Source organism: Vogesella fluminis, assembly GCF_014652335.1.
Lineage (GTDB): Bacteria > Pseudomonadota > Gammaproteobacteria > Burkholderiales > Chromobacteriaceae > Vogesella > Vogesella fluminis.
Window position 1 is genome coordinate 1 of record NZ_BMYP01000028.1, and the last position, 21,945, is coordinate 21,945.

A 21,945-nucleotide genomic window follows, 5' to 3' on the forward strand; every position below is an offset into this window, starting at 1 on the left:
AAAACCTGATCATGGGGATTGGAGGGGGCGGTGGATAGGTGGACGGGCTGGACGCTTACAAAGCACTGATGTGGGAGCGATGGCGTAAAGGAGATTCGCTTCAACAGATTGCCCAGCTGTTTGATCGCAACCACTCATCGATCCAGCGGATACTGGCTGAGACCGGGGGCATTCAGCCAACGCCCAGGCACCGATCCCGGTTAGCACTGACGCTTGCCGAAAGGGAAGAGATTTCACGTGGGTTGGTCGCAGGTCGTTCGATCCGAGCAATCGCCGCCTTGCTCAAGCGCGCCCCTTCGAGCATCAGCCGGGAGATCAGGCGCAACGGAGGACCGGGAAACTACCGGGCCAACCAAGCGGAACAAGCAGCCTGGGAGCGGGCACGGCGCCCCAAGCTATGTAAGCTGGCAGCGAACCGAGGCCTGGCTGAGCTCGTGGCAAGCAAGCTGCAAATGCAATGGTCGCCAGAGCAAATTGCCGGATGGTTACGATATGTTCATCCTGGGGCTAGGGACAACCAAGTGTCACATGAGACCATTTATCGCAGCCTCTACATACAAGCGCGAGGCGCTCTGAAGAAAGAACTGTTGGCATACTTACGACGTGCGCGCGCCATGCGTCGTTCGCGGCATCACACGCAGAAGACGGACAACCATGGCCGAATTATCGATGCCGTTTCAATCAGCGAGCGTCCTGCAGCAGTTGAGGATCGAGCGGTGCCGGGGCATTGGGAAGGTGATTTACTGTGCGGTAGCGCCAACAGCCAGATTGCCACGCTGGTGGAACGCCAGACACGCTACGTGATGTTGGTGAAGGTGAAGGGCAAGGATACCGAGACGGTCGTTAGCGCCCTGATTGGGCATGCCCGGAAACTTCCCCAAGAGCTGTATCAATCGCTGACCTGGGATCGCGGCAAGGAGATGGCAGGTCACAAGCGATTCACCTTGGCCACCGACATTAAGGTCTATTTCTGTGATCCACAAAACCCTTGGCAGCGTGGAACGAACGAGAATACAAATGGGCTACTGAGGCAGTATTTCCCGAAAGGCGTTGATCTCTCTGCGTACTCGCAAGCTGAGCTCGACAAGGTGGCAAGGCAATTGAACGAGCGACCGAGGAAGACTCTCAACTACGAAACACCGGCTCAGCGGTTTCAGCAATGTGTTGCATCCACCGGTTGAATCCGCACCATGAAAGCGGCCACAAATGTATCTAGTACACGCGGGGTGAATCAGGGTTATAACTGCATGGCTGAAAGTCGCTCAATCCCGCACCAGACTTTTCGAGAGTAATGGGGATCGAAAAGGGAATGATATCCACCGGTGTGCCAGAAGACGACAGGACCCTCCAACTCTTTCTTTGCAGCAAGGTCAATGAGAGCAGCGACGGCTTTGGCGCTGTAGACCGGATCTACCAGGATACCTTCCGTTGTGGCGAGAAGATCTATCGCCTCCATTACCCCTGGAGCAGACAACCCGTAACCGTCCCCGAGATAGTCCTCGGTAAGATTGATGTCCTCACGCGTCAGCTCAAGCTGCGCGCCGATCAGACGCGCGCCACCCTGCGCAAAAGCGAGGTACTGGCCTGGTACATCGTCATATACCTCTCCGGCGACGACGATGCCCCTGATCGTGCTTGGCGAGCCGAAAAGTGCATTGCCCAGTACTAATCCGGAGTGGGTGCCACCCGATGAACTGGCGTGCAAGATGGTGCCAATCTCGCGCCCTTGCGAGGCCATTTGCTCATGTAGCTCAGCATATGCCAGAGCGAAGCCCAATGAGCTTCTCGCCGAAGCACAACCGATGGGCAGCCGGTAAACACGCTCCCCGGTATTCTCAAGTTCGGCCACGACGGCCTCAGCATGTTGTGCCAGCTCCGCCCAGCTTACATTACCGACAAAGCGCAGATTTGCGCCATACAAACCGTCCAGAAGCAGATTGCCTACCGCTTCACTTGGTTCGTCGTGGCACAGCACGAGTGTGCATTGCAGGCCTGTCGCTGCGGCAGCTGCGGCAACCGCACGCGCTGCATTGGAAAGGCGCGAGCCTTCGACAACTAGGTGTTTGGCTCCTTGTGCGATGGCGTAGGCAAGTTCGACTTCAAGTTTTCGCACCTTGTTGCCGGCCAAGCCAACCGTGCCGATGTCGTCACGTTTGCACCATACTTCGACGCCAAGTTTTGCGCTTAAACACTCAAGATGTTGCACGGGCGATGTAAAACCGCGCAAGTTGAGTCTGGGGAGTTGGGCTAATGTATCAAGCGCATTCATTTGAATACCTCCGGGTGGCCATGATTCAAGCGGGAAACGGATATGAAGGTTTCGCCTGACGCAAGCCAATGCGCTTCCTTCATGGAAACCATTGTGGTTGTGGCGGGCTAGGCTTATATAATGAAAATCAGACAACGCATACGAGGTTTCCGACAAGATGCCTGGTGCTAAAATTTCATATCCGTTCGGGGAGTCCCTGCCGCATTCGCTGGTTTTCCGGACGATGCGGCTGAACGAGGTGACGACCTACCCGACCGAGCGCCACGACTGGGGCGAATTTGTGTTCTCGTTCAGCGGCGTGATTGAACTGACCGTGGGAAGCCGTCAGTACCTGACGCCACCTCATTACGGTCTGTGGCTGCCTCCGCAGACAGAGCATGGGGCCAGTACGCGGTCAGAGGCTTGCTATTGTGTGCTGGACATTGCATCCGACCTCTGCGACAGGCTGCCGATGGCCGTATGTACGCTTGCTGTCGGTCCCATCATCAAGGCGATTCTGGCTGACCTGGTGGCGCGTCAGGTGGACTATCCACGTAACGACGACGACGAGCGACTGATGCAGGTACTGGTCGATCAGATGAGCCTGGCGCCACGCCAAGATACCTACCTGCCTATTTCGGGGGATCGGGCACTGAACCAGGTATTGGAAGCACTTTGCCAGCAGCCGGGGGATAATCGGTCGCTGGCGGAATGGGCAAGGATGGTCCATAGCACGGAACGCACCCTGTCACGGCGTTGCCAGCGCGATCTAGGTATGTCTTTTGTAGAGTGGCGGCAGCGACTGAGACTGGTGCGGGCGCTTTCAATGCTGGAGGATGGGCAGACGGTACAGGCGGTGGCTCTGGAGTTGGGCTACAGCACGTCATCTGCATTCATTGCGATGTTCCACCGCTTGATGGGGGCAACGCCTGATGAGTTTCGTAAACGAATCGTGCAGCTGTAGTCTGATCAGAGCGACGGACATGCTGTTACGAAGCTCATTGTTGAATCGTCTGAAGTAGCAAAATGACCGGTTTTCGTGCCGGTATCATAAGGCAGCTTTATAACAAGAAGCAGCCATTCCAGACTTCAGTCATACACGGCTGCTTTGGCCGACGAACTGCCGTTCGATCCGCATCATCAAAACCAAGCAATCTCAAACGAAAAGAGGCCCTACCGGGCCTCTTTGTTTAGTGCTGCTAGCAACAAGCTGAGCAGGTCATCGTCGTGACAGACTTCATTACCTCGTGACAGACTTTATTCTTTCTGATCATTACACAAAATTCTGCACACCCTCTATTCAACCGTCACACTTTTAGCCAAATTACGTGGCTTGTCCACGTCGGTACCGCGCGCCAGTGCAACGTGGTAGGCCAGCAGCTGCACCGGGATGGAGTGCACGATGGGGCTGAGGATGCCCACGTGGCGCGGGGTGCGGATCACGTGTACGCCGTCGGAGTCGCTGAAGTGGCTGTCGGCATCGGCGAAGACGAACAGCTCGCCGCCGCGGGCGCGCACTTCCTGCATGTTGGACTTCACCTTCTCCAGCAGCGCGTCGTTGGGGGCGATCACCACCACCGGCATGTTCTCGTCCACCAGCGCCAGCGGCCCGTGCTTCAGTTCGCCGGCCGGGTAGGCTTCGGCGTGGATGTAGGAGATTTCCTTCAGCTTCAGCGCGCCTTCCTGCGCGATCGGGTAGTGCAGGCCGCGGCCGAGGAACAGGGCGTCGTTCTTGGTGGCGAACTGCGCCGACCAGCCGGTAATCTGCGGCTCCAGGTTCAGCGCGTGCTGCACGCTGCCCGGCAGGTGGCGCAATTCGGCTAGGTATTGCGCCTCCTGCTCGGCGCTGACGCGGCCGCGCACCTTGCCCAGGGTGACCGCCAGCGCGAACAGGCTGACCAGCTGGGTGGTGAAGGCCTTGGTGGAGGCGACGCCGATTTCGGCGCCGGCGCGGGTGTAGAACACCAGGTCGGAGGCGCGCGGGATCGCCGATTCGCGCACGTTGCAGATCGACAGCGCATGGCGATGGCCCAGCGACTTCGCGTATTTCAGCGCCTCCATGGTATCCAGCGTCTCGCCGGACTGCGAGATGGTCACCACCAGGTGTTGCGGGTCGGCGAAGGCTGCGCGGTAGCGGTATTCGCTGGCGATTTCCACGTCGCACACCACGCCGGCGATGCTTTCAATCCAGTACTTGGCGGTGAGGCCGGCGTAGTAGCTGGTGCCGCAGGCGAGGATCTTTACCCCGGTCAGTGCCGGCAGCACGTTGGCCGCAGCGGCGCCGAACAGCTCCGGTACAAAGCCATCATCCAGCACCACCTCGATGGTGTCGGACAGCGCTTTCGGCTGCTCGTGGATTTCCTTCTGCATGAAGTGGCTGTACGGCCCCAGTTCCAGCGAGGCCAGCGACACGTCGGACACGTGCACCTTGCGCTCCACCGGCTGATCGTCCTTGTCGATCAGCTTCACGCCGTCACGGGTGAGGTGGCCGATGTCGCCCTCTTCCAGAAACAGCACGCGGCGGGTGGCGGACAGGATGGCGGAGACGTCGGAGGCGATGAAGTTCTCGCCTTCGCCGAGGCCCACCAGCAGCGGGCAGCCCATGCGCGCGCATACCAGTTCGTCCGGACGGTCCAGCGCGATGACGCCGATGGCGTAGGCGCCGGTCAGCTCGCGGGTGGCCTTGTGCACGGCGCAGAACAGGTCTTTTTCCTGCAGGTAGTACTGGTGTACCAGGTGGGCGATCACCTCGGTGTCGGTCTGCGATTCGAACTGGTAGCCGGCGGCTTTCAGTTCGGCGCGCTTGTCTTCGTGGTTTTCGATGATGCCGTTGTGCACCACGGCGATCAGGCCATGCGACACGTGCGGGTGGGCGTTGTATTCGGTGACGCCGCCGTGGGTGGCCCAGCGGGTGTGGCCGATGCCCAGCTCGCCGTGCACCTTGTCCGCCTGCGCCGCGGCTTCCATCTCCGCCACGCGGCCAACGCGGCGTACGCGGGTGATCCGGTCACCGGCGTGCACGGCGATGCCGGACGAGTCATAGCCACGGTATTCCAGCCGCTTCAGGCCCTCTACCAGTACGGAAACGATATTACGGTTGGCGATGGCGCCGACGATGCCGCACATGCTTTATCTCCTTGAATGATCAGACAGCGACGGGGCGCAGATCAGCGTCACCCCCTTGGCTTGAATACTGTCCCGGGCCTCCGGCGACAGCGCGTCGTCGGTGACCAGGGTCTGAATGCGCTCCCACGGCAGCTCCAGATTGGGGATGCGGCGGCCGATCTTGTCGGATTCCACCATCACCACCACTTCGCGCGCCACCTCGGCCATCACCCGCGACAGCCCCACCAGCTCGTTGAAGGTGGTGGTGCCGCGCGCCAGGTCGATGCCGTCGGCGCCGATGAACAACTGGTCGAAGTCGTAGGAGCGCAGCACCTGCTCGGCCACCTGCCCCTGGAACGATTCGGAATGCGGGTCCCAGGTGCCGCCGGTCATCAGCAGCGTGGGTTCATTTTCCAGCTCACGCAGCGCGCCAGCCACGTTCAGCGAGTTGGTCATCACGATCAGCCCGCGCTTGTGACCCAAAAGCGGAATCATGGCGCTGGTGGTGGTGCCGCTGTCGATGATGATGCGATTGTGGTCGCGGATGCGCTCCGCCGCCGCGCGGGCGATGGCGAGCTTTCGCTCCGAAACTTTTGCCGGATCGCCGGCATTGACCATCTCCGCCGGCAGCGACACCGCACCGCCATAGCGACGCAGCAACAGGCCGCCGGTTTCCAGCAGCGCCAGATCCTTGCGGATGGTCACTTCGGAGGTGGCAAAGCTGCGGGTCAGCTCTTCGACGCTGACTTCGCCGCGCTCCTGCACTAGGGCAACAATGGCGTGTCGGCGTTGCTGTGTGTTTCGTTTGCTCATGCAAAGTTTCGTTTCGAAAGTTTTTCGAAATATATCAGCGAACCCAGTACAAAACAAGCGCCTTACGGCAATGACCTTCACGGCGCGTGCTTGCGGCCAACCTTGCCACCTCGACAGAATGAAAAAACCGCCTTGCCGGATGGCCAAGGCGGTTTTCTGCCGCACGAAAACGCGTCAGTGTTTCTTCTGCGGACGCTGCCAGCCCGGCACCGTCAGCTGCTTGGCACGCGCCACGGTGAGCTGGCCGGCGGGGGCGGTCCTGGTGAGCACCGAGCCGGCGCCAATGGTGGCCCCCTCTTCCAGCGTCACCGGCGCCACCATCAGCGTGCCGGAGCCGACGAACACGCCGTCGCCGATCACGGTGCGGTACTTGTTCACGCCGTCGTAGTTGCAGGTCACCGAGCCGGCGCCAACATTGACCTTGCTGCCGATGTCGGCGTCGCCGATATAGCTCAGGTGATTGACCTTGGAGCCTTCGCCCACGGTCGCCTTCTTGATCTCGACAAAGTTGCCGACGTGCACGTGTGCGGCCAACCTTGCACCCGGGCGCAGCCGCGCATACGGCCCGATGCGGCAGCCTTCGCCCACCACCGCGTCTTCCAGGTGCGAGTACGGCGCGATGCGGCTGCCGGCGGCGACGGTGACGTTCTTCAGCACGCAATAGGCGCCGATCTGCACCTTATCACCCAGGCTGACCCGGCCTTCGAACACGCAGCCGACATCAATGCTGACATCCATGCCGTGCTGCAGCTCACCGCGCACGTCGATGCGCGCCGGGTCGGCGAGCGTGACGCCGGCAGTGAGCAGCGCCTGTGCCTGGTTCAGCTGCAGCTGGCGCTCCAGCTCGGCCAGCTGCCACTTGTTGTTGACGCCGGCGGCCTCCCACGAGGCGGCCACGGTGACGCCGGCGACCGCCAGACCGTCTGCCACTGCCAGACCGATGATGTCGGTCAGATAGTATTCGCCCTGCGCATTGCCGTTTTTCAGCGCGCTGAGCCAGCCGTCAAGGTGCTCGTTGGGCAGCACCAGCATGCCGGTATTGATCTCGCGGATCGCCTTCTGCTGCGGGTTGCAATCCTTGTCTTCCACGATAGCGACGATGTCGCCGGCGGCATTGCGCACGATGCGACCGTAACCGCTGGCATCCGGCAACACGTCGACCAGCAAGGCCATGCCCTGCTCCGCCGCCGCCAGCAATTGCTGCAGGGTCATCACCGTGGTCAGCGGCACGTCGCCGTACAGCACCAGCGTGCGGCCAACCTTGGGCAGGTGCGGCAGCGCCATCTTCAGCGCATGGCCGGTGCCCAGCTGCTCGGCCTGCAGCGCCCAGGCGATGTCCGGGTCCTGGATCTGCTCGCGCACCTGTTCGCCGCCGTGGCCGTAGACCACCACGATCCTGGCTGGCTGCAGCTGGCGGGCGGTCGCGATCACGCGCGCCAGCATCGGCTGGCCGCCGATCGGGTGCAATACCTTGGGCAAGGCCGAGTACATGCGCTTGCCTTTGCCGGCAGCCAGAATGACAACGCTGAGTGAGTCCATGAACAGTCCAGATAATGACAATAGCCAGGCGGCGAGCGTGCCTGTCTATCCAGAAATGAAAAAGGCTGTCACCGGAGTGACAGCCTGAACTATACAGCAAACGCTGACGCGCTTAGTGCACGCGCTTGCGCAGATACTCCAGTGCCTTGAGCTGGGCAATCGCAGAAGCCAGAGCAGCTTGTGCTTTCGCCGTGTCTTGATCACTGGCCGCATGCTTGAGGGCATCCTCAGCAGTACGTTTGGCTTCTGCCGCACGCGCTTCGTCGAGATCCTCGCCGCGAATCGCCGTATCTGCAAGAACCGTGATGTGGTCAGGTTGCACTTCCATCATGCCACCCGATACTGCCACCAGCACTTCTTCCTTGGAACCAGGCACTGTCAAACGCAACAGGCCCGGTTTGATACGGGTCAACAGCGGCACGTGACGTGGATAGATACCGATCTCGCCTTCCTGAGCCGGTGCCACCAGAAATTCGGCTTCACCGGAGTAGATCTGCTGTTCGGTACTGACCACTTCCACATGCATCTTGGCCATTAGCCCTCTCCTTGATTAAAGGGTCTTGGCTTTCTCGACAGCTTCGTCGATGGAGCCGACCATGTAGAACGCCTGTTCCGGCAGATGGTCGTACTCGCCGCTGATAATTGCCTTGAAGCCCTTGATCGTTTCCTTCAGCGGAACGTATTTGCCCGGCGAGCCGGTAAACACTTCTGCCACGTGGAACGGCTGGGACAAGAAACGCTGGATCTTACGCGCACGGTATACGGTGAGCTTGTCTTCTTCAGACAGTTCGTCCATACCCAGAATCGCGATGATGTCACGCAGTTCCTTGTACTTCTGCAGGGTAGTCTGCACGCCGCGGGCAACGCTGTAGTGCTCGTCGCCAACAACCAGCGGATCCAGCTGACGGGAAGTCGAATCCAGGGGGTCTACCGCAGGGTAGATACCAAGGGAAGCGATGTCACGCGACAGCACCACGGTTGCGTCCAGGTGGGCAAACGTTGTGGCTGGAGACGGGTCGGTCAAGTCATCGGCAGGGACGTAAACGGCCTGGATGGAGGTGATGGAACCTTCCTTGGTCGAGGTAATGCGTTCCTGCAGACGACCCATTTCTTCGGCCAGCGTCGGCTGGTAACCCACTGCCGAAGGCATACGGCCCAGCAGTGCGGATACCTCGGTACCGGCCAAAGTGTAGCGGTAGATGTTGTCCACGAAGAACAGCACGTCGCGGCCCTTGCCGTTTTCGTCCTTCTCGTCGCGGAAGTGCTCAGCCATGGTCAGACCGGTCAGCGCTACGCGCAGACGGTTGCCTGGCGGCTCGTTCATCTGGCCGTACACCATTGCCACTTTGTCCAGAACGTTGGAGTCTTTCATCTCGTGGTAGAAGTCGTTACCTTCACGAGTGCGCTCACCAACGCCGGCAAACACGGACAGACCCGAGTGTGCCTTGGCAATGTTGTTGATCAGTTCCATCATGTTAACGGTCTTGCCGACACCGGCACCACCGAACAGACCCACCTTACCGCCTTTGGCAAACGGGCACAGCAGGTCGATAACCTTGATGCCAGTTTCCAGCAGTTCAGTAGCGGAGGACAGTTCGTCGAACTTCGGCGCAGTCTGGTGAATGGCGCGAACGGATTCGCTAGCCACCGGACCTGCTTCGTCAACCGGATTGCCCAGTACATCCATGATACGACCGAGGGTGGCAGCGCCAACCGGTACCGAAATCGGTGCGCCGGTATTGGTGATCGCCATGCCACGCTTCAGGCCGTCAGAGCTACCCATCGCGATGGTACGCACGACGCCGTCGCCCAGCTGCTGCTGGACTTCAAGCGTCAGATCTGCGTCAACCAGCTTCAGGGCATCATAAATCTTTGGCATGGCGTCGCGCGGGAATTCCACGTCAACCACCGGGCCAATGATTTGTACGATTTTGCCTTGGCTCATTATCGGTTCCTAACTCAATAAACTTTTACAGTCCTGCGACGGTTATACCGCAGCGGCACCAGACACGATCTCGGACAGCTCTTTGGTAATTGCTGCCTGACGCGACTTGTTATACACAAGACGCAGTTGCTTGATCGCATTACCCGCGTTATCGGTTGCAGCCTTCATGGCGACCATACGGGCGGCTTGCTCGGAAGCAATGTTTTCCGCCACGGACTGGTACACCACGGACTCCAGATAACGCTTCACCAGGAACTCCATCACGTCAGTGGCATTCGGCTCGTAGAGGTAGTCCCACGAATGGGTGTGCTCCGATACCATATGCTCGTCGGTCAACGGCAACAGTTGTTCCAGGGCTGGCTCCTGCTTCATCGTGTTGATGAAACGGGAATACACGATATAAACCGCATCCAGTTCGCCTTCAGCATACTGTTTCAGCAGTACTGTAAGCGGGCCGATCAATTTTTCCAGCTTGGGCACATCGCCCAGCTGAACCGCACTTGCCACAACGTTCAGTCTGGCACGCTGGCATGCTGCAAGGCCTTTCTGGCCAATGGCGCAGACGTCAACTGCGACATCCTGCGCTTGCAGTTCGCTGACTTTGGCATAAAAGCGCTTCAGGGTATTGGCGTTCAAACCACCGCAAAGGCCCTTGTCCGAAGTGATCAGCAGAATACCGGCACGCTTGATAACGTCACGACGTGCAAGCAGTGGGTGCTCCAGATCCGTATTGGCCGAAGCCAGGTGCGCCATAACGGAGCGCACCTTCTCGGCGTAAGGACGGGCAGCGCGCATACGCTCTTGCGTTTTGCGCATCTTGGAGGTTGACACCATTTGCATAGCGCGGGTGATCTTCTGCGTGTTCTGCACGCTTCGGATCTTGGTGAGAATCTCTTTACCGACTGCCATATCCCGAACCTTTCTTTAAACTCGAGGTTGTCCGAAAGACTCAGTTTAGAAACTGTAGCCAGCCTTGAACGACGCGATCGCCGAGGCCAGTACTTTTTCGTTGTCGGCAGACAGGTCACCCTTCGCATCCGTTGCAGCCAGCACTTCAGCATGGTTGGCGCGAACATAGGCCAGGAAGGCGGCTTCAAAAGCCAATGCGCTCTTCACCGGCACATCTTCGTAGTAACCCTTGTTCACGGACCACAGTGTCAGTGCCATTTCGGCGGTCGACAGGGTCGAGAACTGCTTCTGTTTCATCAGTTCGGTAACCACTTCACCGTGCTGCAGCTGCTTGCGGGTTGCTTCGTCCAGGTCGGAAGCAAACTGCGAGAATGCAGCCAGTTCGCGATACTGGGCCAGAGCCAGACGAATACCGCCACCCAGCTTCTTGATGACTTTGGTCTGTGCTGCACCACCCACGCGCGACACCGAGATACCGGCGTTGATCGCAGGACGAATACCGGCGTTGAACAGGTCGGTTTCCAGGAAGATCTGACCGTCGGTAATCGAAATCACGTTGGTCGGAACGAAGGCGGAAACGTCGCCAGCCTGGGTTTCGATGATCGGCAGTGCGGTCAGCGAACCGGTTTTACCTTTGACGACGCCAGCGGTCAGCTTCTCCACCTCGTCCTCGTTGATGCGGGACGCGCGTTCCAGCAGACGGGAGTGCAGGTAGAATACGTCACCAGGATAGGCCTCACGGCCCGGCGGACGACGCAGCAGCAGCGAGATCTGACGGTAGGCAACGGCCTGTTTGGACAGGTCGTCGTATACGATCAGTGCATCTTCACCGATGTCGCGGAAGTATTCGCCCATTGCGCAACCGGAGTACGGAGCAATGAACTGCAGCGCGGCGGCTTCGGAAGCGGTCGCGGCAACCACGATGGTGTGGGCCAGTGCGCCGTGCTCTTCCAGTTTGCGAACCACGTTGGCGATCGACGATGCTTTCTGACCTACGGCTACGTAGATGCAGACAACGCCGGTGCCTTTCTGGTTGACGATCGCGTCCAGTGCGACAGCGGTCTTGCCTGTCTGACGGTCGCCAATGATCAGCTCACGCTGGCCGCGACCAACCGGTACCATGGAGTCGATCGACTTCAGGCCGGTCTGCATCGGCTGGTCAACCGATTTACGGGCAATCACGCCCGGAGCGATCTTTTCGATCGGGGAAGTCGCGGACGCATTGATCGGGCCCTTGCCATCGATAGACTGACCCAGCGCGTTGACCACGCGGCCAACCAGTTCGCGGCCTACCGGCACTTCCAGAATGCGGCCGGTACACTTTACTTCCTGACCTTCGGAGATGTGCTCGTACTCGCCCAGCACCACGGCACCGACAGAGTCACGCTCCAGGTTCATGGCCAAGCCAAAGGTGTTGCCCGAGAACTCGAGCATTTCACCCTGCATCACGTCTGCCAGGCCATGGATACGAACGATACCGTCGGTTACGGAGATCACGGTACCTTTGGTACGTGTCTCTACGCCTTCGGACAGGTTCTGAATCTTCGCCTTGATCAGGTCACTGATTTCAGAGGGGTTCAACTGCATGATCTCTCCTAATTCTTGAGGCTTGCCGCCATTGCGTGCAGTTTGCCGCTCACAGACGCATCAATCACGTCATCACCGATCAGAATGCGTACGCCGCCGATAAGCTCGGCAGCTTCGCGCACTTCAATTCGTACGGTCTTGCCATACTTCTTGGTAAGCGCGGCGATCAGATCGGTTTGCTGAGCTTCGGTCAGCGGGAAAGCCGATTCGACGACTGCGTCGACGACTCCCTCGGACTTGGCTCGGAGCTGTTCAAACTGGCCAGCAATTTCCGGTAACAATGTCAGACGGCGGTTTTCGATGAGGGTGACAACAAATTGCTTGATGTCATCACTGCCACGTTCACCCAACACGTCCAACAACAGCGCCTCAACCTCTTGCGCGGTATGTTTCGGGTTGGTGACCACCTGGGCCACGTCCGGGTTTGTCACCATGGCAGCCAGCCACGCGAGCGCTTCAGACCATTTGGCCTGCGACTGCTGCTCGGCGGCCAGGCTGTATACCGCTTCGGCATAGGGCCTTGCTACGGTAATAAGTTCTGCCATGAGTTGTTTAAAACTCCGCTTTGATGGAAGCTAACAGATCAGCGTGCTTGGCTGCATCGATCTCTTTGCGCAGGATCTTTTCCGCGCCGCTCACGGCCAAGGAGGCCACCTGCTCACGCAGCGACTCCTTGGCACGCAACACTTCCTGATCGATCTGGGCCTTCGCGTCCGCCACCAGCTTTGCACCTTCGGTGCGAGCTGCGTCCTTGGCTTCATCCACGATCTGGCTGGCACGCTTTTCAGCGGCCAGGATCAGCTCGGTAGCTTGTTGTTTTGCCTGACGAAGTTCGTCAGCAACACGCTTTTCGGCTGCTTCCAGATCCTGTTTGCCACGCTCTGCAGCGGCCAGGCCATCAGCAATACGCTTGGCACGCTCGTCCATCATGTTGGTAAGCGGAGGCCAAACAAACTTCATGGTGAACCATACCAGGATAGCGAACGTTATCGCCTGGCCCAGTAGTGTTGCATTGAATTCCACGCTTGTTTTCCTCCAGTGGGGTTACGACAACAACCGCTTGCGTCTTGAGATTAAGCGCCAGCTTTAACGGCAGCGATAGCTGCGGTCAGGAACGGGTTGTTGAAGGTGTACAGCATGGCAACACCCACACCGATCATGGAGATCGCGTCGAGCAGACCGGCGATGATGAACAGCTTGGTTTGCAGAACCGGGATCAGCTCAGGCTGACGAGCGGACGATTCCAGGAATTTGCCGCCGAGGATGGCAAAACCCAGAGCAGTGCCGATCGCGCCAAGACCAATGATCAGGGCTGCGGCCAGAGCGGTCATCGACTGGATCTGAGATACGAGAGCTTCCATTTAAATCTCCTAAAGACTAATGCAAGGATGGTTTGAAAAAAGGTACTAAGAAAATCGTTAAATCAGTGCTTCTCGACCGCGAGGCTGAGATACACGATGGTCAGCATCATGAACACGAAGGCCTGCAGGGTGATCACCAGAATGTGGAAGATCGCCCATGGCGCGCCCAGAATCCACTGGAACGCAACTGGCAGCAATGCGATCAGGATGAAAATCAGTTCGCCGGAGTACATGTTACCGAACAAACGAAGTGCGAGAGAGATCGGTTTGGCGGCCAGTTCGACCAGCTGGAATGCGAAGTTGACCGGTGCCAGGATAATGGACATCACCAAGCCTTCGGCATGGAACGGGGCGGTGAACAGTTCCTTGATCCAACCACCCAGGCCCTTGGCGGAGATGGAGAAACCGATGATGCACAACATCACCGACAACGACATGGCGAAAGTGGCATTCACGTCGGCGGACGGCACGACACGGAAATAGGTGTGGTGAGGATCGGCACCGAAGAAGGTGTAGCCAACCCACTGGGCAACCATCGGGATCAGGTCAACCGGCAGCAAGTCCATGGTGTTCATCAGGAAAATCCAGACAAAGATAGTCAGTGCCAGCGGGGCGATGACCTTGCTCTTGGCATGGAAAATTTCCTTCACCTGGGTATCGACCATCTCGACGATGGTTTCAATGAACATCTGCAAGCGGCCCGGGTTTTCCATCCTGGCATTGCGTGCCACGGAGGCAAACACGGCCAGGAAAATGAAGCCGAGAACCAGTGATACCGAGAAGGTATCAAGGTGCAGGGTCCAGAAGCCGCCTTCATGCGACGACTTCCAGAATGTCAGGTGGTGCTGGATATATTCAGTTGCGTTGCTTGCCATTGCTTTGGTCTCAATTTTTGATCAGAAGCCCGAACCAGTACGCGGAAGTGGCAGCGATGAAGCCCCCAAACAATCCCGGCACCGATAAATCCTTGAAAAACAAAAGCACACCACCAAACAGGAGCAGTGTCAGTATAAATTTTGCCGCGGCAGCGCGGTAATGACTGCGCATGATGGCCGCCGGATCGCCACGCTGCAGCGTACCAGCGATGCGGATGTACACCAGCGCCGGAATGATGGCGCACAAACCACCCAACAAGACAGACATGGCGGCATTCAGTGGCGCATCGGCAACCGCCAGGCCAAGCAGCATGGCAAGCAGCGTCAGTCTGAGCTGAATGCGGACTACGCGTCTGGCGTCTGGATTAATCATGTCTGAATCGTAAAAAATCGGACGATTATAGGCTTGACGTGACGAAAGCGTCAACTTTGCTTCGTTCCGCTGTTTATGACCCGAATCCGGCTCACGACTTTGATTTTGCTTGCAGTTTTTCCAGCAGCCGGTCAAGTTCATCCAGATTTGCATATTCGATGATCAGCTTGCCGCTGCCACGCGCCGCACTGCGTAAACTGATGTTCATGCCCAGCTGCTCGGACAGCGTTTCCGCCAGCCGGCGCACGTCGGCATCCTGCCGCGCCGGCGCGGCCGGCTTGCGGCCAACCTTGCCGTCCTGCTGTTGCGCTTTCTGTTCCACCTCGCGCACGGTGAGGCCGTCGGCGGCGATCTGCTGTGCCAGGTTGATCTGCTCCAGCACCGGTAGTGGCAGCAGCGCGCGCGCATGGCCCATTTCCAGGCGACCATCATGCAGCATCTGTTGCACCGGCTCCGGCAGTGCCAGCAGGCGCAGCAGGTTGCTGACTGCGCTGCGCGAACGGCCGACCGCCTCGGCGGCCGCCTCGTGGGTGAGGGCAAACTCGTCGATCAGCCGCTTCAGGCCGCGCGCTTCCTCGATCGGGTCCAGCTCCTGGCGCTGGATGTTCTCGATCAGCCCCATCGCCAGTGCCGCCTCGTCCGAGACGCTGCGGATGACGGCCGGAATTTCGGCCAGACCGGCCTTGCGGCTGGCGCGCCAGCGGCGTTCGCCGGCAATCAGCTCGTAGTCGCCGAGGCCGACCTCGCGCACCACTACCGGCTGGATCACGCCCTGGGAACGGATGGAGGCCGCCAGTTCTTCCAGTGCGGCGTCATCGATCCGGCTGCGCGGCTGGTACTTGCCGGGGCGGATACGCTCGATCGCCACGGCGGTCAGGCGGTCATCAACGGATTCGACTGTGGCGAGCAGCGCGTCAAGACCGCGGCCCAGTCCTTTGAGTTTGGCCATCTTCATTGCTCTGCTGTGGTTGTTTGCGGCTCGAGGCGGGCAGTCAGCTCCGCTGCGAGGGCGAGGTATGCCTGGGCGCCGCGGGCGTTGCGATCGTAGATCAGTGCCGGCAGGCCGTGACTGGGCGCCTCCGCCAACCGGATGTTGCGCGGGATGACGGTCTCGAACACCTTGTCGCCGAAGTGGCGCGCCAGCTGTTCCGACACTTGTTGCGACAGGTTGCTGCGGGTATCAAACATGGTGCGCAGCAGGCCCATGATCTCGATTTTCGGATTGACCGCCAGTCGCACCTTGCGCAAAGTGCCGACCAAATCGGTCAGCCCTTCCAGCGCGTAGTATTCGCACACCATCGGGATCAGCACGCCCTGTGCCGCCACCAGCCCGTTCAGCGTCAGCAGGTTCAGCGACGGCGGGCTGTCGATCAGGATGTAGTCGTAGTTGGCCGCCACCTGCTCCAGCGCGTTCTTCAACCGCGCCTCGCGCGCCAGCTCCTGCATCAGCTCGACCTCGGCCGCCGACAGGTCGCGGTTGGCCGGCAGCACATCGTAGCCGCCCTGCTTCGCCGGCTGCACCACCTCGGCCACCTCGTGCTCGGCCAGCAGCACGTGGTAGACCGAGCGCTGCAGCGCGCTCTTGTCGATGCCGCTGCCCATGGTGGCGTTGCCCTGCGGGTCGAGATCGACGATCAGCACCCGCCGCCCCTGCTCGGCCAGGCCGGCGGCCAGATTGACCACGGTAGTGGTTTTGCCGACGCCGCCCTTCTGGTTGGCGACCGCGATGATGCGTGCCGTCATTTGGCGACGACGCGCACGAGGTGACGCTCGGCATCGAGGCCGGGCACGACAAGCGGCAGCACTTCGGACACCGCGAAGTCTTCCGGCAGCTGCGCGATTTCTTCATACGGGTAAACCCCCTTCATCGCCACGAACTGGCCGCCGTCAGCCAGCAGGTGCCTGGACAGCTTGACGAACTCGGCCAGCTCGGAGAAGGCGCGGCTGGTGATACGGTCGAACTTCTGCGCCGGCTGGTAGGCCTCGACGCGGTCGGTGATCACCTCCACGTTCGGCAGTTTCAGCTCGATCACCGCCTGGCGCAGGAAGGTGGTTTTCTTGTGGTTGGCGTCCAGCACCACCACCTGCAGGTCCGGGCGTGCGATCGCTGCCGGGATGCCGGGCATGCCGCCACCGGAGCCGACGTCGAGCAGGCGCGTGCCGCCGGCCAGATGCGGCACCAGCGTCAGGCTGTCGAGCAGGTGGTAGCTGACCATGCGCTCTTGTTCGCGGATGGCGGTCAGGTTGTAGGTCTGGTTCCATTTGGCCAACAGGCCCAGATAGCCTTCCAGCAGAGCGATCTGTTCCGGCGTCAGTGCCAGGCCGATTGCGGCCAACCCTTGGGTAAGTTCTGCGTGGTGCGTCATGATGAAGTTGGGCAATGATTGGAAACGAATAGCCCGATTGTAACGGGTATCAAAAACAAATGCGCCCCGAAGTCGGCACTCCGGAGCGCAGTGCAGCAATTTGGCGCTCAGGCGCCGTGACGGGCGTCGCTGAAGCCGCGCTTGAGGTGCACCAGCAGCAGCGCGATCGCCGCCGGGGTAATGCCCTGGATGCGCGAGGCCTGGCCCAGCGTCTCCGGACGGTGCTCATTGAGCTTCTGCGACACTTCCTTCGACAAGCCCTTCACCAGTGCGTAGTCGATGTCCAGCGGCAGCTTCACGTCGTCGAGCTGCTCGCGCCTGGCCACTTCCTCGTTCTGGCGGTCGATATAGCCTTGGTACTTGACCTGGATCTCCACCTGCTCTGCCACCACCTCGTCGGCGACGCCCTCCCCCGCCTGCGACAGCGTCATCAGCTGGCGATAGTTGACGTTGGGGCGCTTCAGCAGGTCGTGCAGGCTGTACTCGCGCGCCAGCTTCTGCCCGAACATCGCCTCGTCCTCGCCCGGCTGCAGTTTGCCCGGGTGCACGTAGTGCGTGGCCAGGCGCTGCTTCTCCGCCGCCACCGCGTCGCGCTTGCGGCAGAACGCGTCCCACTGTGCGTCACCGACCAGACCCAGCTTGCGGCCAAGCTCGGTCAAGCGCAGGTCGGCGTTGTCCTCGCGCAGCTGCAAGCGGAACTCGGCGCGACTGGTGAACATGCGGTACGGCTCGGACACGCCCATGGTGGACAGGTCATCGACCAGCACACCGAGGTAGGCCTCGTCGCGGCGCGGGCACCAGCCGGCCTGTTCACGGGCGAAGAGGCCGGCGTTGAGGCCGGCGAGCAGGCCCTGCGCCGCCGCCTCTTCATAGCCGGTGGTGCCGTTGATCTGGCCGGCGAAGAACAGGCCGTGGATGGCCTTGGTTTCCAGTGTCGACTTCAGCCCGCGCGGGTCGAAGTAGTCGTATTCGATCGCGTAGCCGGGGCGCAGGATGTGCGCGTTCTCCAGACCGGGGATGGAGCGCACCGCCGCCAGCTGGATGTCGAACGGCAGGCTGGTGGAAATCCCGTTCGGATAGTATTCGTGCGTAGTCAGGCCTTCCGGCTCCAGGAAAATCTGGTGGCTGTCCTTGTCGGCGAAGCGGTTGATCTTGTCCTCGATCGACGGGCAGTAGCGCGGGCCGACGCCTTCGATCACGCCGGTGAACATCGGGCTGCGTTCGAAACCGCTGCGGATGATGTCGTGGGTGCGCTCGTTGGTGTGGGTGATCCAGCACGGCAGCTGTTTCGGGTGCATCGCGCGGCTGCCGCGATAGGAGAACACCGGCTCCGGGGTGTCGCCCGGCTGCGCTTCCATCACGCTGAAATCGATGCTGCGGCCGTCGATACGCGGCGGGGTGCCGGTCTTCAGGCGGCCCACCGGCAGGCTCAGCTCGCGCAGGCGTTCGCCCAAGGTCGACGCTGCGGCATCGCCGGCGCGGCCGCCGCTGTAGTTTTCCAGGCCGACGTGGATCTTGCCGGACAGGAAGGTGCCGGCGGTGAGCACCACGCTCTTGCCGCGAAAGGTGATGCCGATGGCGGTGATGGCGCCGGCGACACGGTCGCCCTCGATCAAGAGGTCGTCCACCGGCTGCTGGAACAGCGTCAGGTTGGGCTGGTTTTCCAGCATCTCGCGGATGGCGGCCTTGTACAGCACGCGGTCGGCCTGGGCGCGGGTAGCGCGCACCGCCGGACCCTTGGACGCGTTCAGGGTGCGGAACTGGATGCCGCCGGTGTCGGTGGCCAGCGCCATGGCGCCGCCCAGCGCGTCCACTTCCTTGACCAGATGACCCTTGCCGATGCCGCCGATCGACGGGTTGCACGACATCTGCCCCAGCGTCTCGATATTGTGGGTCAGCAGCAAGGTGCTGCAGCCCATGCGCGCGGCCGCCAGCGCGGCTTCGGTACCGGCATGGCCGCCACCCACCACGATCACGTCAAAGGTCGTCGGATAAATCATGAAATGCCCGCCTGCTAAATAAGACCGTGAGCCGTTGCCGCCGTGCCGCCACCGTCTAAAGGTTGGCCGCAAGCGGCAGCACCTGCCCGGCTATGGAAAGAACCGGACATTGTAACCGAAATCCGCCACCGAGGTTAAGTCCTTGATTTTCATCACCCTGACTGTCATCAGGGTTTCACCGCCCGGTCACCCGCCGTTCATGGACTGGACACGGCGCTGTCAGAATCGGCGTTTAGCATGCAGCCATCGACCCCGCACAGGAATGCAGCATGCAATTGAGCGAACAACTGGCGGTCAGCACCGCCCCCCGGCTGAGCGTGCGACTGGCGCGCAGCGACAAGGACATCCGCCGCGCGCAGAAGCTGCGCTACCAGGTGTTTGCCACCGAGATGGGCGCACAGCTGGCCTCCGCCGCCGAAGGCATCGACCGCGACGACTACGATGCCTTCTGCGACCACCTGCTGGTGGAGGACAACCTCAGCGGCAAGGTGGTCGGCACCTACCGCATGCTGCCGCCGCACCGGGCACGGCAGCTGCCGCAGCTGTATTCCGAGCACGAATTCGAGCTGTCGCGGCTGGCCGGCATCCGCGACCACGTGATCGAGGTCGGCCGCTCCTGCGTGCACAAGGACTACCGTCGCGGCGCGGTGATCGCCATGCTGTGGGCCGGCCTCGCCGACTACGTACGGCAGCAGGGCGGCCAGTATCTGGCCGGCTGCGCCAGCGTCAGCCTCGCCGACGGCGGCCACCAGGCAGTCAGCCTCTATCGCCAGCTGGAAGGCAAGCATCTGGCGCCGGTGGAGTGGCGGGTGACGCCGCACCTGGCCCTGCCGCTGCACCAGATACAGGACGACGCCGCGCCGGCACCGCTGCCGCCGCTGATCAAGGGCTATTTGCGCGCCGGCGCCTGGGTGTGCGGCGAGCCAGCGTGGGACCCGGATTTCAACTGCGCCGACTTCTTCATGCTGCTGCCGATGAACCGCCTCGACCTGCGCCACCAGAAGCACTTCGCCGCCAGCTGAGGCATGGTGCAAGCTTGGCCGCAGGCACCGCCTTGCGGCCAACCTTGCGAGCGCTGTTACAATCGCGGGATGGAATATTCGGTCACCCCCGTCGGCATCATCCACTCGCCGTACCAGGAAAAATTCGGCATCCCGCGTCAGCCGGCGCTGGCCCCGTCCGCCCTGGTAACGCTGGAATTGCTGCCGCCCTACAACCAGCCCAACTGCGTGCGCGGGCTGGAAGACTTCTCCCACGTGTGGCTGACCTTCGTGTTCCACGACACGCTGGCACGCGGCTGGCAGCCGCTGGTGCGGCCACCGCGGCTGGGTGGCAACAGCAAGGTCGGCGTGTTCGCCAGCCGCGCCACGCACCGTCCCAACGGCCTCGGGCTGTCGCTGGTGGCGCTGCAGGGCATCGATACCGGCCACGGCGTCACGCTGCGGCTGAGCGGCGCCGACCTGCTCGACGGCACGCCGGTGCTGGACATCAAGCCCTACATCCCGTTCGTGGAGGCCAAGCCCGACGCCCGTGGCGGCTTCGTCGACGGCCCGCCGCCGCAGCTGGCGGTGCGCTGGAGCGAGGCCGCGCGCGCGCAGCTGCAAGCTTGGCCGCAGGCGCCGGCGTGGCTGCCGCAGCTGATCGCAGAGGTACTGGCGCAGGACCCGCGCCCGGCCTACCAGGACGACCCGCAACGGCGCTACGGCGTGCGGCTGGCGGACTGCAACATCGTGTTCAACATTGCCGACAATGTGGCGACGGTACTTGAAATAAACCCGCCCACCCAGAACTAATCCGTGTGGCACCCGGTCGAACCGCGTCCGGACCCTCCGAAACACGGACGTGCCGCTTACACTGGAGATTGACAACATGACTTCCCGAGCGAAGACCGCCCTTCTGGCCCTCTCCCTCATCAGCATCCTTGCTGCCCCGTTTGCCGAAGCCGCACGGCTGGGCAAGGGCCGCAGCGCCGGCATGCAGCGCTCGACCCCGACACAAAGCTACCAGCAGCCTGGCGCCGCACCGGCCCAGCCTGCCGCGCCGATGGCGCCAGCCGCAGCCGGCCAGCAAAAAGGCTCCGGCATCGGTGGCATGCTGGCCGCCGGCGCCGTCGGCGCCGCTGCCGGTTACATGCTGAGCTCCGCCTTTGGCGGCGATGGCGACTTCCCGTGGCTGGGCATCCTCGCCGGCGGCCTCGGCGGCCTCGCGCTGCTGTCCTTCCTGCGCAACCGCGCCGCCCGTCAGCGCCAGCAGGCACCGCGTCCGATGTCGGTACCGAACGCCAGCCGCTTCGAACCGGCCGCCGCCGGTCCCAACGGTGCCATTCCGCCTATCGGCTCCGGCATGCAGCCACAAGGCGGCAGCGGGCTGACGCCGCCACCGGCCAGCCTGCAGCGCCTGCCGGACGGCACCGAGATCCCGCACTTCCTGCGCCAGGCCAAGGCCACCTTCCTGCACCTGCAGAACCTGAACTCGGCGGAGAGCCTCGAAGAAGTGCGCAAGTACATGACGCCGGAGCTGTTCAACGCGCTGCGTGACGATATCAGCGGCAACAGCGAAGCGGCCGACTTCCCGCAGCTGGACTGCAGCGTGATCGAGGCCGTCAACGAAGGCGGCCGCATGATCGCCAGCGTCCGCTTCAGCGGCACCGTCAGCGAAAGCGTCGGCACTGCGCCGGTACCGTTCAGCGAGGTGTGGCACTACGTGAAGGACGACAGCAACAGCGCCAAGTGGCTGATCGCCGGCATCCAGCAAGCCTGATCCCGCACTGCCACGGCGGCACCATCAGCGCCGCCACGGAGGCTGGCGTCACAAGACACCAGCC

General features: G+C 61.3%; 22 protein-coding genes. 5 read left to right on the top strand and 17 right to left on the bottom strand.

The genetic code is table 11. The annotated features are described in order from the left end of the window. Nucleotides 1-68: 68 nt before the first annotated feature. Nucleotides 69-1,181: an IS30 family transposase gene (locus IE083_RS11150; protein WP_189353714.1), complete on the top strand. Its 1,113-nt coding sequence runs from the start codon at nucleotides 69-71 to the stop codon at nucleotides 1,179-1,181. Nucleotides 1,182-1,237: 56 nt separating this feature from the next. On the opposite strand, the gene IE083_RS11155 is transcribed toward IE083_RS11150, so the two are convergent. Beyond that, nucleotides 1,238-2,269, bottom strand: coding sequence for a 1-aminocyclopropane-1-carboxylate deaminase/D-cysteine desulfhydrase (locus IE083_RS11155; RefSeq protein WP_189353680.1), 1,032 nt, complete (start codon nucleotides 2,267-2,269; stop codon nucleotides 1,238-1,240). Nucleotides 2,270-2,426: 157 nt separating this feature from the next. On the opposite strand from IE083_RS11155, the gene IE083_RS11160 reads away from it, so the two are divergent. After that, nucleotides 2,427-3,212, top strand: coding sequence for an AraC family transcriptional regulator (locus tag IE083_RS11160; protein WP_189353681.1), 786 nt, complete (start codon nucleotides 2,427-2,429; stop codon nucleotides 3,210-3,212). 332 nt (nucleotides 3,213-3,544) lie between these two features. On the opposite strand, the gene glmS is transcribed toward IE083_RS11160, so the two are convergent. The 16 genes from glmS to mnmG all read right to left on the bottom strand — a co-directional run bounded on the left by glmS (nucleotide 3,545) and on the right by mnmG (nucleotide 19,121). Beyond that, on the bottom strand, nucleotides 3,545-5,374 hold the full coding sequence (gene glmS, locus IE083_RS11165) for a glutamine--fructose-6-phosphate transaminase (isomerizing) (protein ID WP_189353682.1): 1,830 nt from the start codon (nucleotides 5,372-5,374) through the stop codon (nucleotides 3,545-3,547). 3 nt (nucleotides 5,375-5,377) lie between these two features. Next, nucleotides 5,378-6,166, bottom strand: coding sequence for a DeoR/GlpR family DNA-binding transcription regulator (locus IE083_RS11170; protein ID WP_189353683.1), 789 nt, complete (start codon nucleotides 6,164-6,166; stop codon nucleotides 5,378-5,380). A gap of 174 nt (nucleotides 6,167-6,340) precedes the next feature. Further along, nucleotides 6,341-7,705: a bifunctional UDP-N-acetylglucosamine diphosphorylase/glucosamine-1-phosphate N-acetyltransferase GlmU gene (gene glmU / locus IE083_RS11175; protein WP_189353684.1), complete on the bottom strand. Its 1,365-nt coding sequence runs from the start codon at nucleotides 7,703-7,705 to the stop codon at nucleotides 6,341-6,343. Nucleotides 7,706-7,817: 112 nt separating this feature from the next. Continuing rightward, entirely contained in the window at nucleotides 7,818-8,240 is a 423-nt protein-coding gene (locus IE083_RS11180; RefSeq protein WP_189353685.1) for a F0F1 ATP synthase subunit epsilon, read from the bottom strand. A 15-nt stretch (nucleotides 8,241-8,255) separates the two neighbouring features. After that, nucleotides 8,256-9,650, bottom strand: coding sequence for a F0F1 ATP synthase subunit beta (gene atpD / locus IE083_RS11185; RefSeq protein ID WP_189353686.1), 1,395 nt, complete (start codon nucleotides 9,648-9,650; stop codon nucleotides 8,256-8,258). 42 nt (nucleotides 9,651-9,692) lie between these two features. Further along, a complete protein-coding gene (gene atpG / locus IE083_RS11190; protein ID WP_189353687.1) occupies nucleotides 9,693-10,559 on the bottom strand; it encodes a F0F1 ATP synthase subunit gamma in 867 nt (288 codons plus the stop codon). A 45-nt stretch (nucleotides 10,560-10,604) separates the two neighbouring features. Continuing rightward, on the bottom strand, nucleotides 10,605-12,146 hold the full coding sequence (atpA, locus tag IE083_RS11195; RefSeq protein ID WP_189353688.1) for a F0F1 ATP synthase subunit alpha: 1,542 nt from the start codon (nucleotides 12,144-12,146) through the stop codon (nucleotides 10,605-10,607). 8 nt (nucleotides 12,147-12,154) lie between these two features. Beyond that, the gene (locus IE083_RS11200) at nucleotides 12,155-12,691 is read right to left on the bottom strand and encodes a F0F1 ATP synthase subunit delta (RefSeq protein WP_047968192.1); all 537 of its coding nucleotides are present in this window, start codon (nucleotides 12,689-12,691) and stop codon (nucleotides 12,155-12,157) included. A 7-nt stretch (nucleotides 12,692-12,698) separates the two neighbouring features. Next, complete coding sequence (locus IE083_RS11205) at nucleotides 12,699-13,169, bottom strand: F0F1 ATP synthase subunit B (protein ID WP_189353689.1); 471 nt, start codon at nucleotides 13,167-13,169, stop codon at nucleotides 12,699-12,701. Between the two features lie 50 nt (nucleotides 13,170-13,219). Continuing rightward, nucleotides 13,220-13,507 carry a F0F1 ATP synthase subunit C gene (gene atpE, locus IE083_RS11210; RefSeq protein WP_047968194.1) on the bottom strand — a complete coding sequence of 96 codons (288 nt, stop codon included), beginning with the start codon at nucleotides 13,505-13,507 and terminating at the stop codon, nucleotides 13,220-13,222. Between the two features lie 62 nt (nucleotides 13,508-13,569). After that, nucleotides 13,570-14,382 carry a F0F1 ATP synthase subunit A gene (gene atpB / locus IE083_RS11215; protein WP_189353690.1) on the bottom strand — a complete coding sequence of 271 codons (813 nt, stop codon included), beginning with the start codon at nucleotides 14,380-14,382 and terminating at the stop codon, nucleotides 13,570-13,572. A 10-nt stretch (nucleotides 14,383-14,392) separates the two neighbouring features. Next, nucleotides 14,393-14,896 (bottom strand): ATP synthase subunit I, encoded by a 504-nt coding sequence (locus tag IE083_RS11220; protein ID WP_229799721.1) that lies wholly within the window; start codon nucleotides 14,894-14,896, stop codon nucleotides 14,393-14,395. After that, nucleotides 14,847-15,704, bottom strand: a complete 858-nt coding sequence (locus IE083_RS11225) for a ParB/RepB/Spo0J family partition protein (protein ID WP_189353691.1) — start codon at nucleotides 15,702-15,704, stop codon at nucleotides 14,847-14,849. Before IE083_RS11225 ends, IE083_RS11220 begins: the two co-directional genes overlap by 50 nt. A 2-nt stretch (nucleotides 15,705-15,706) precedes the next feature. Then, nucleotides 15,707-16,498 carry a ParA family protein gene (locus tag IE083_RS11230; protein ID WP_189353692.1) on the bottom strand — a complete coding sequence of 264 codons (792 nt, stop codon included), beginning with the start codon at nucleotides 16,496-16,498 and terminating at the stop codon, nucleotides 15,707-15,709. Beyond that, nucleotides 16,495-17,121, bottom strand: a complete 627-nt coding sequence (gene rsmG / locus IE083_RS11235) for a 16S rRNA (guanine(527)-N(7))-methyltransferase RsmG (RefSeq protein WP_189353693.1) — start codon at nucleotides 17,119-17,121, stop codon at nucleotides 16,495-16,497. Before rsmG ends, IE083_RS11230 begins: the two co-directional genes overlap by 4 nt. Before the next feature lie 107 nt (nucleotides 17,122-17,228). Further along, nucleotides 17,229-19,121: a tRNA uridine-5-carboxymethylaminomethyl(34) synthesis enzyme MnmG gene (gene mnmG / locus IE083_RS11240; RefSeq protein ID WP_189353694.1), complete on the bottom strand. Its 1,893-nt coding sequence runs from the start codon at nucleotides 19,119-19,121 to the stop codon at nucleotides 17,229-17,231. 269 nt (nucleotides 19,122-19,390) lie between these two features. On the opposite strand from mnmG, the gene IE083_RS11245 reads away from it, so the two are divergent. The 3 genes from IE083_RS11245 (at nucleotide 19,391) to IE083_RS11255 (ending at nucleotide 21,881) form a co-directional block, all read left to right on the top strand. Continuing rightward, entirely contained in the window at nucleotides 19,391-20,143 is a 753-nt protein-coding gene (locus tag IE083_RS11245) for a GNAT family N-acetyltransferase (protein ID WP_189353695.1), read from the top strand. A 69-nt stretch (nucleotides 20,144-20,212) separates the two neighbouring features. Beyond that, a complete protein-coding gene (gene tsaA / locus IE083_RS11250) occupies nucleotides 20,213-20,914 on the top strand; it encodes a tRNA (N6-threonylcarbamoyladenosine(37)-N6)-methyltransferase TrmO (RefSeq protein ID WP_189353696.1) in 702 nt (233 codons plus the stop codon). A gap of 76 nt (nucleotides 20,915-20,990) precedes the next feature. Further along, nucleotides 20,991-21,881, top strand: a complete 891-nt coding sequence (locus IE083_RS11255; RefSeq protein WP_189353697.1) for a Tim44 domain-containing protein — start codon at nucleotides 20,991-20,993, stop codon at nucleotides 21,879-21,881. The last annotated feature ends 64 nt before the right edge of the window (nucleotides 21,882-21,945 follow it).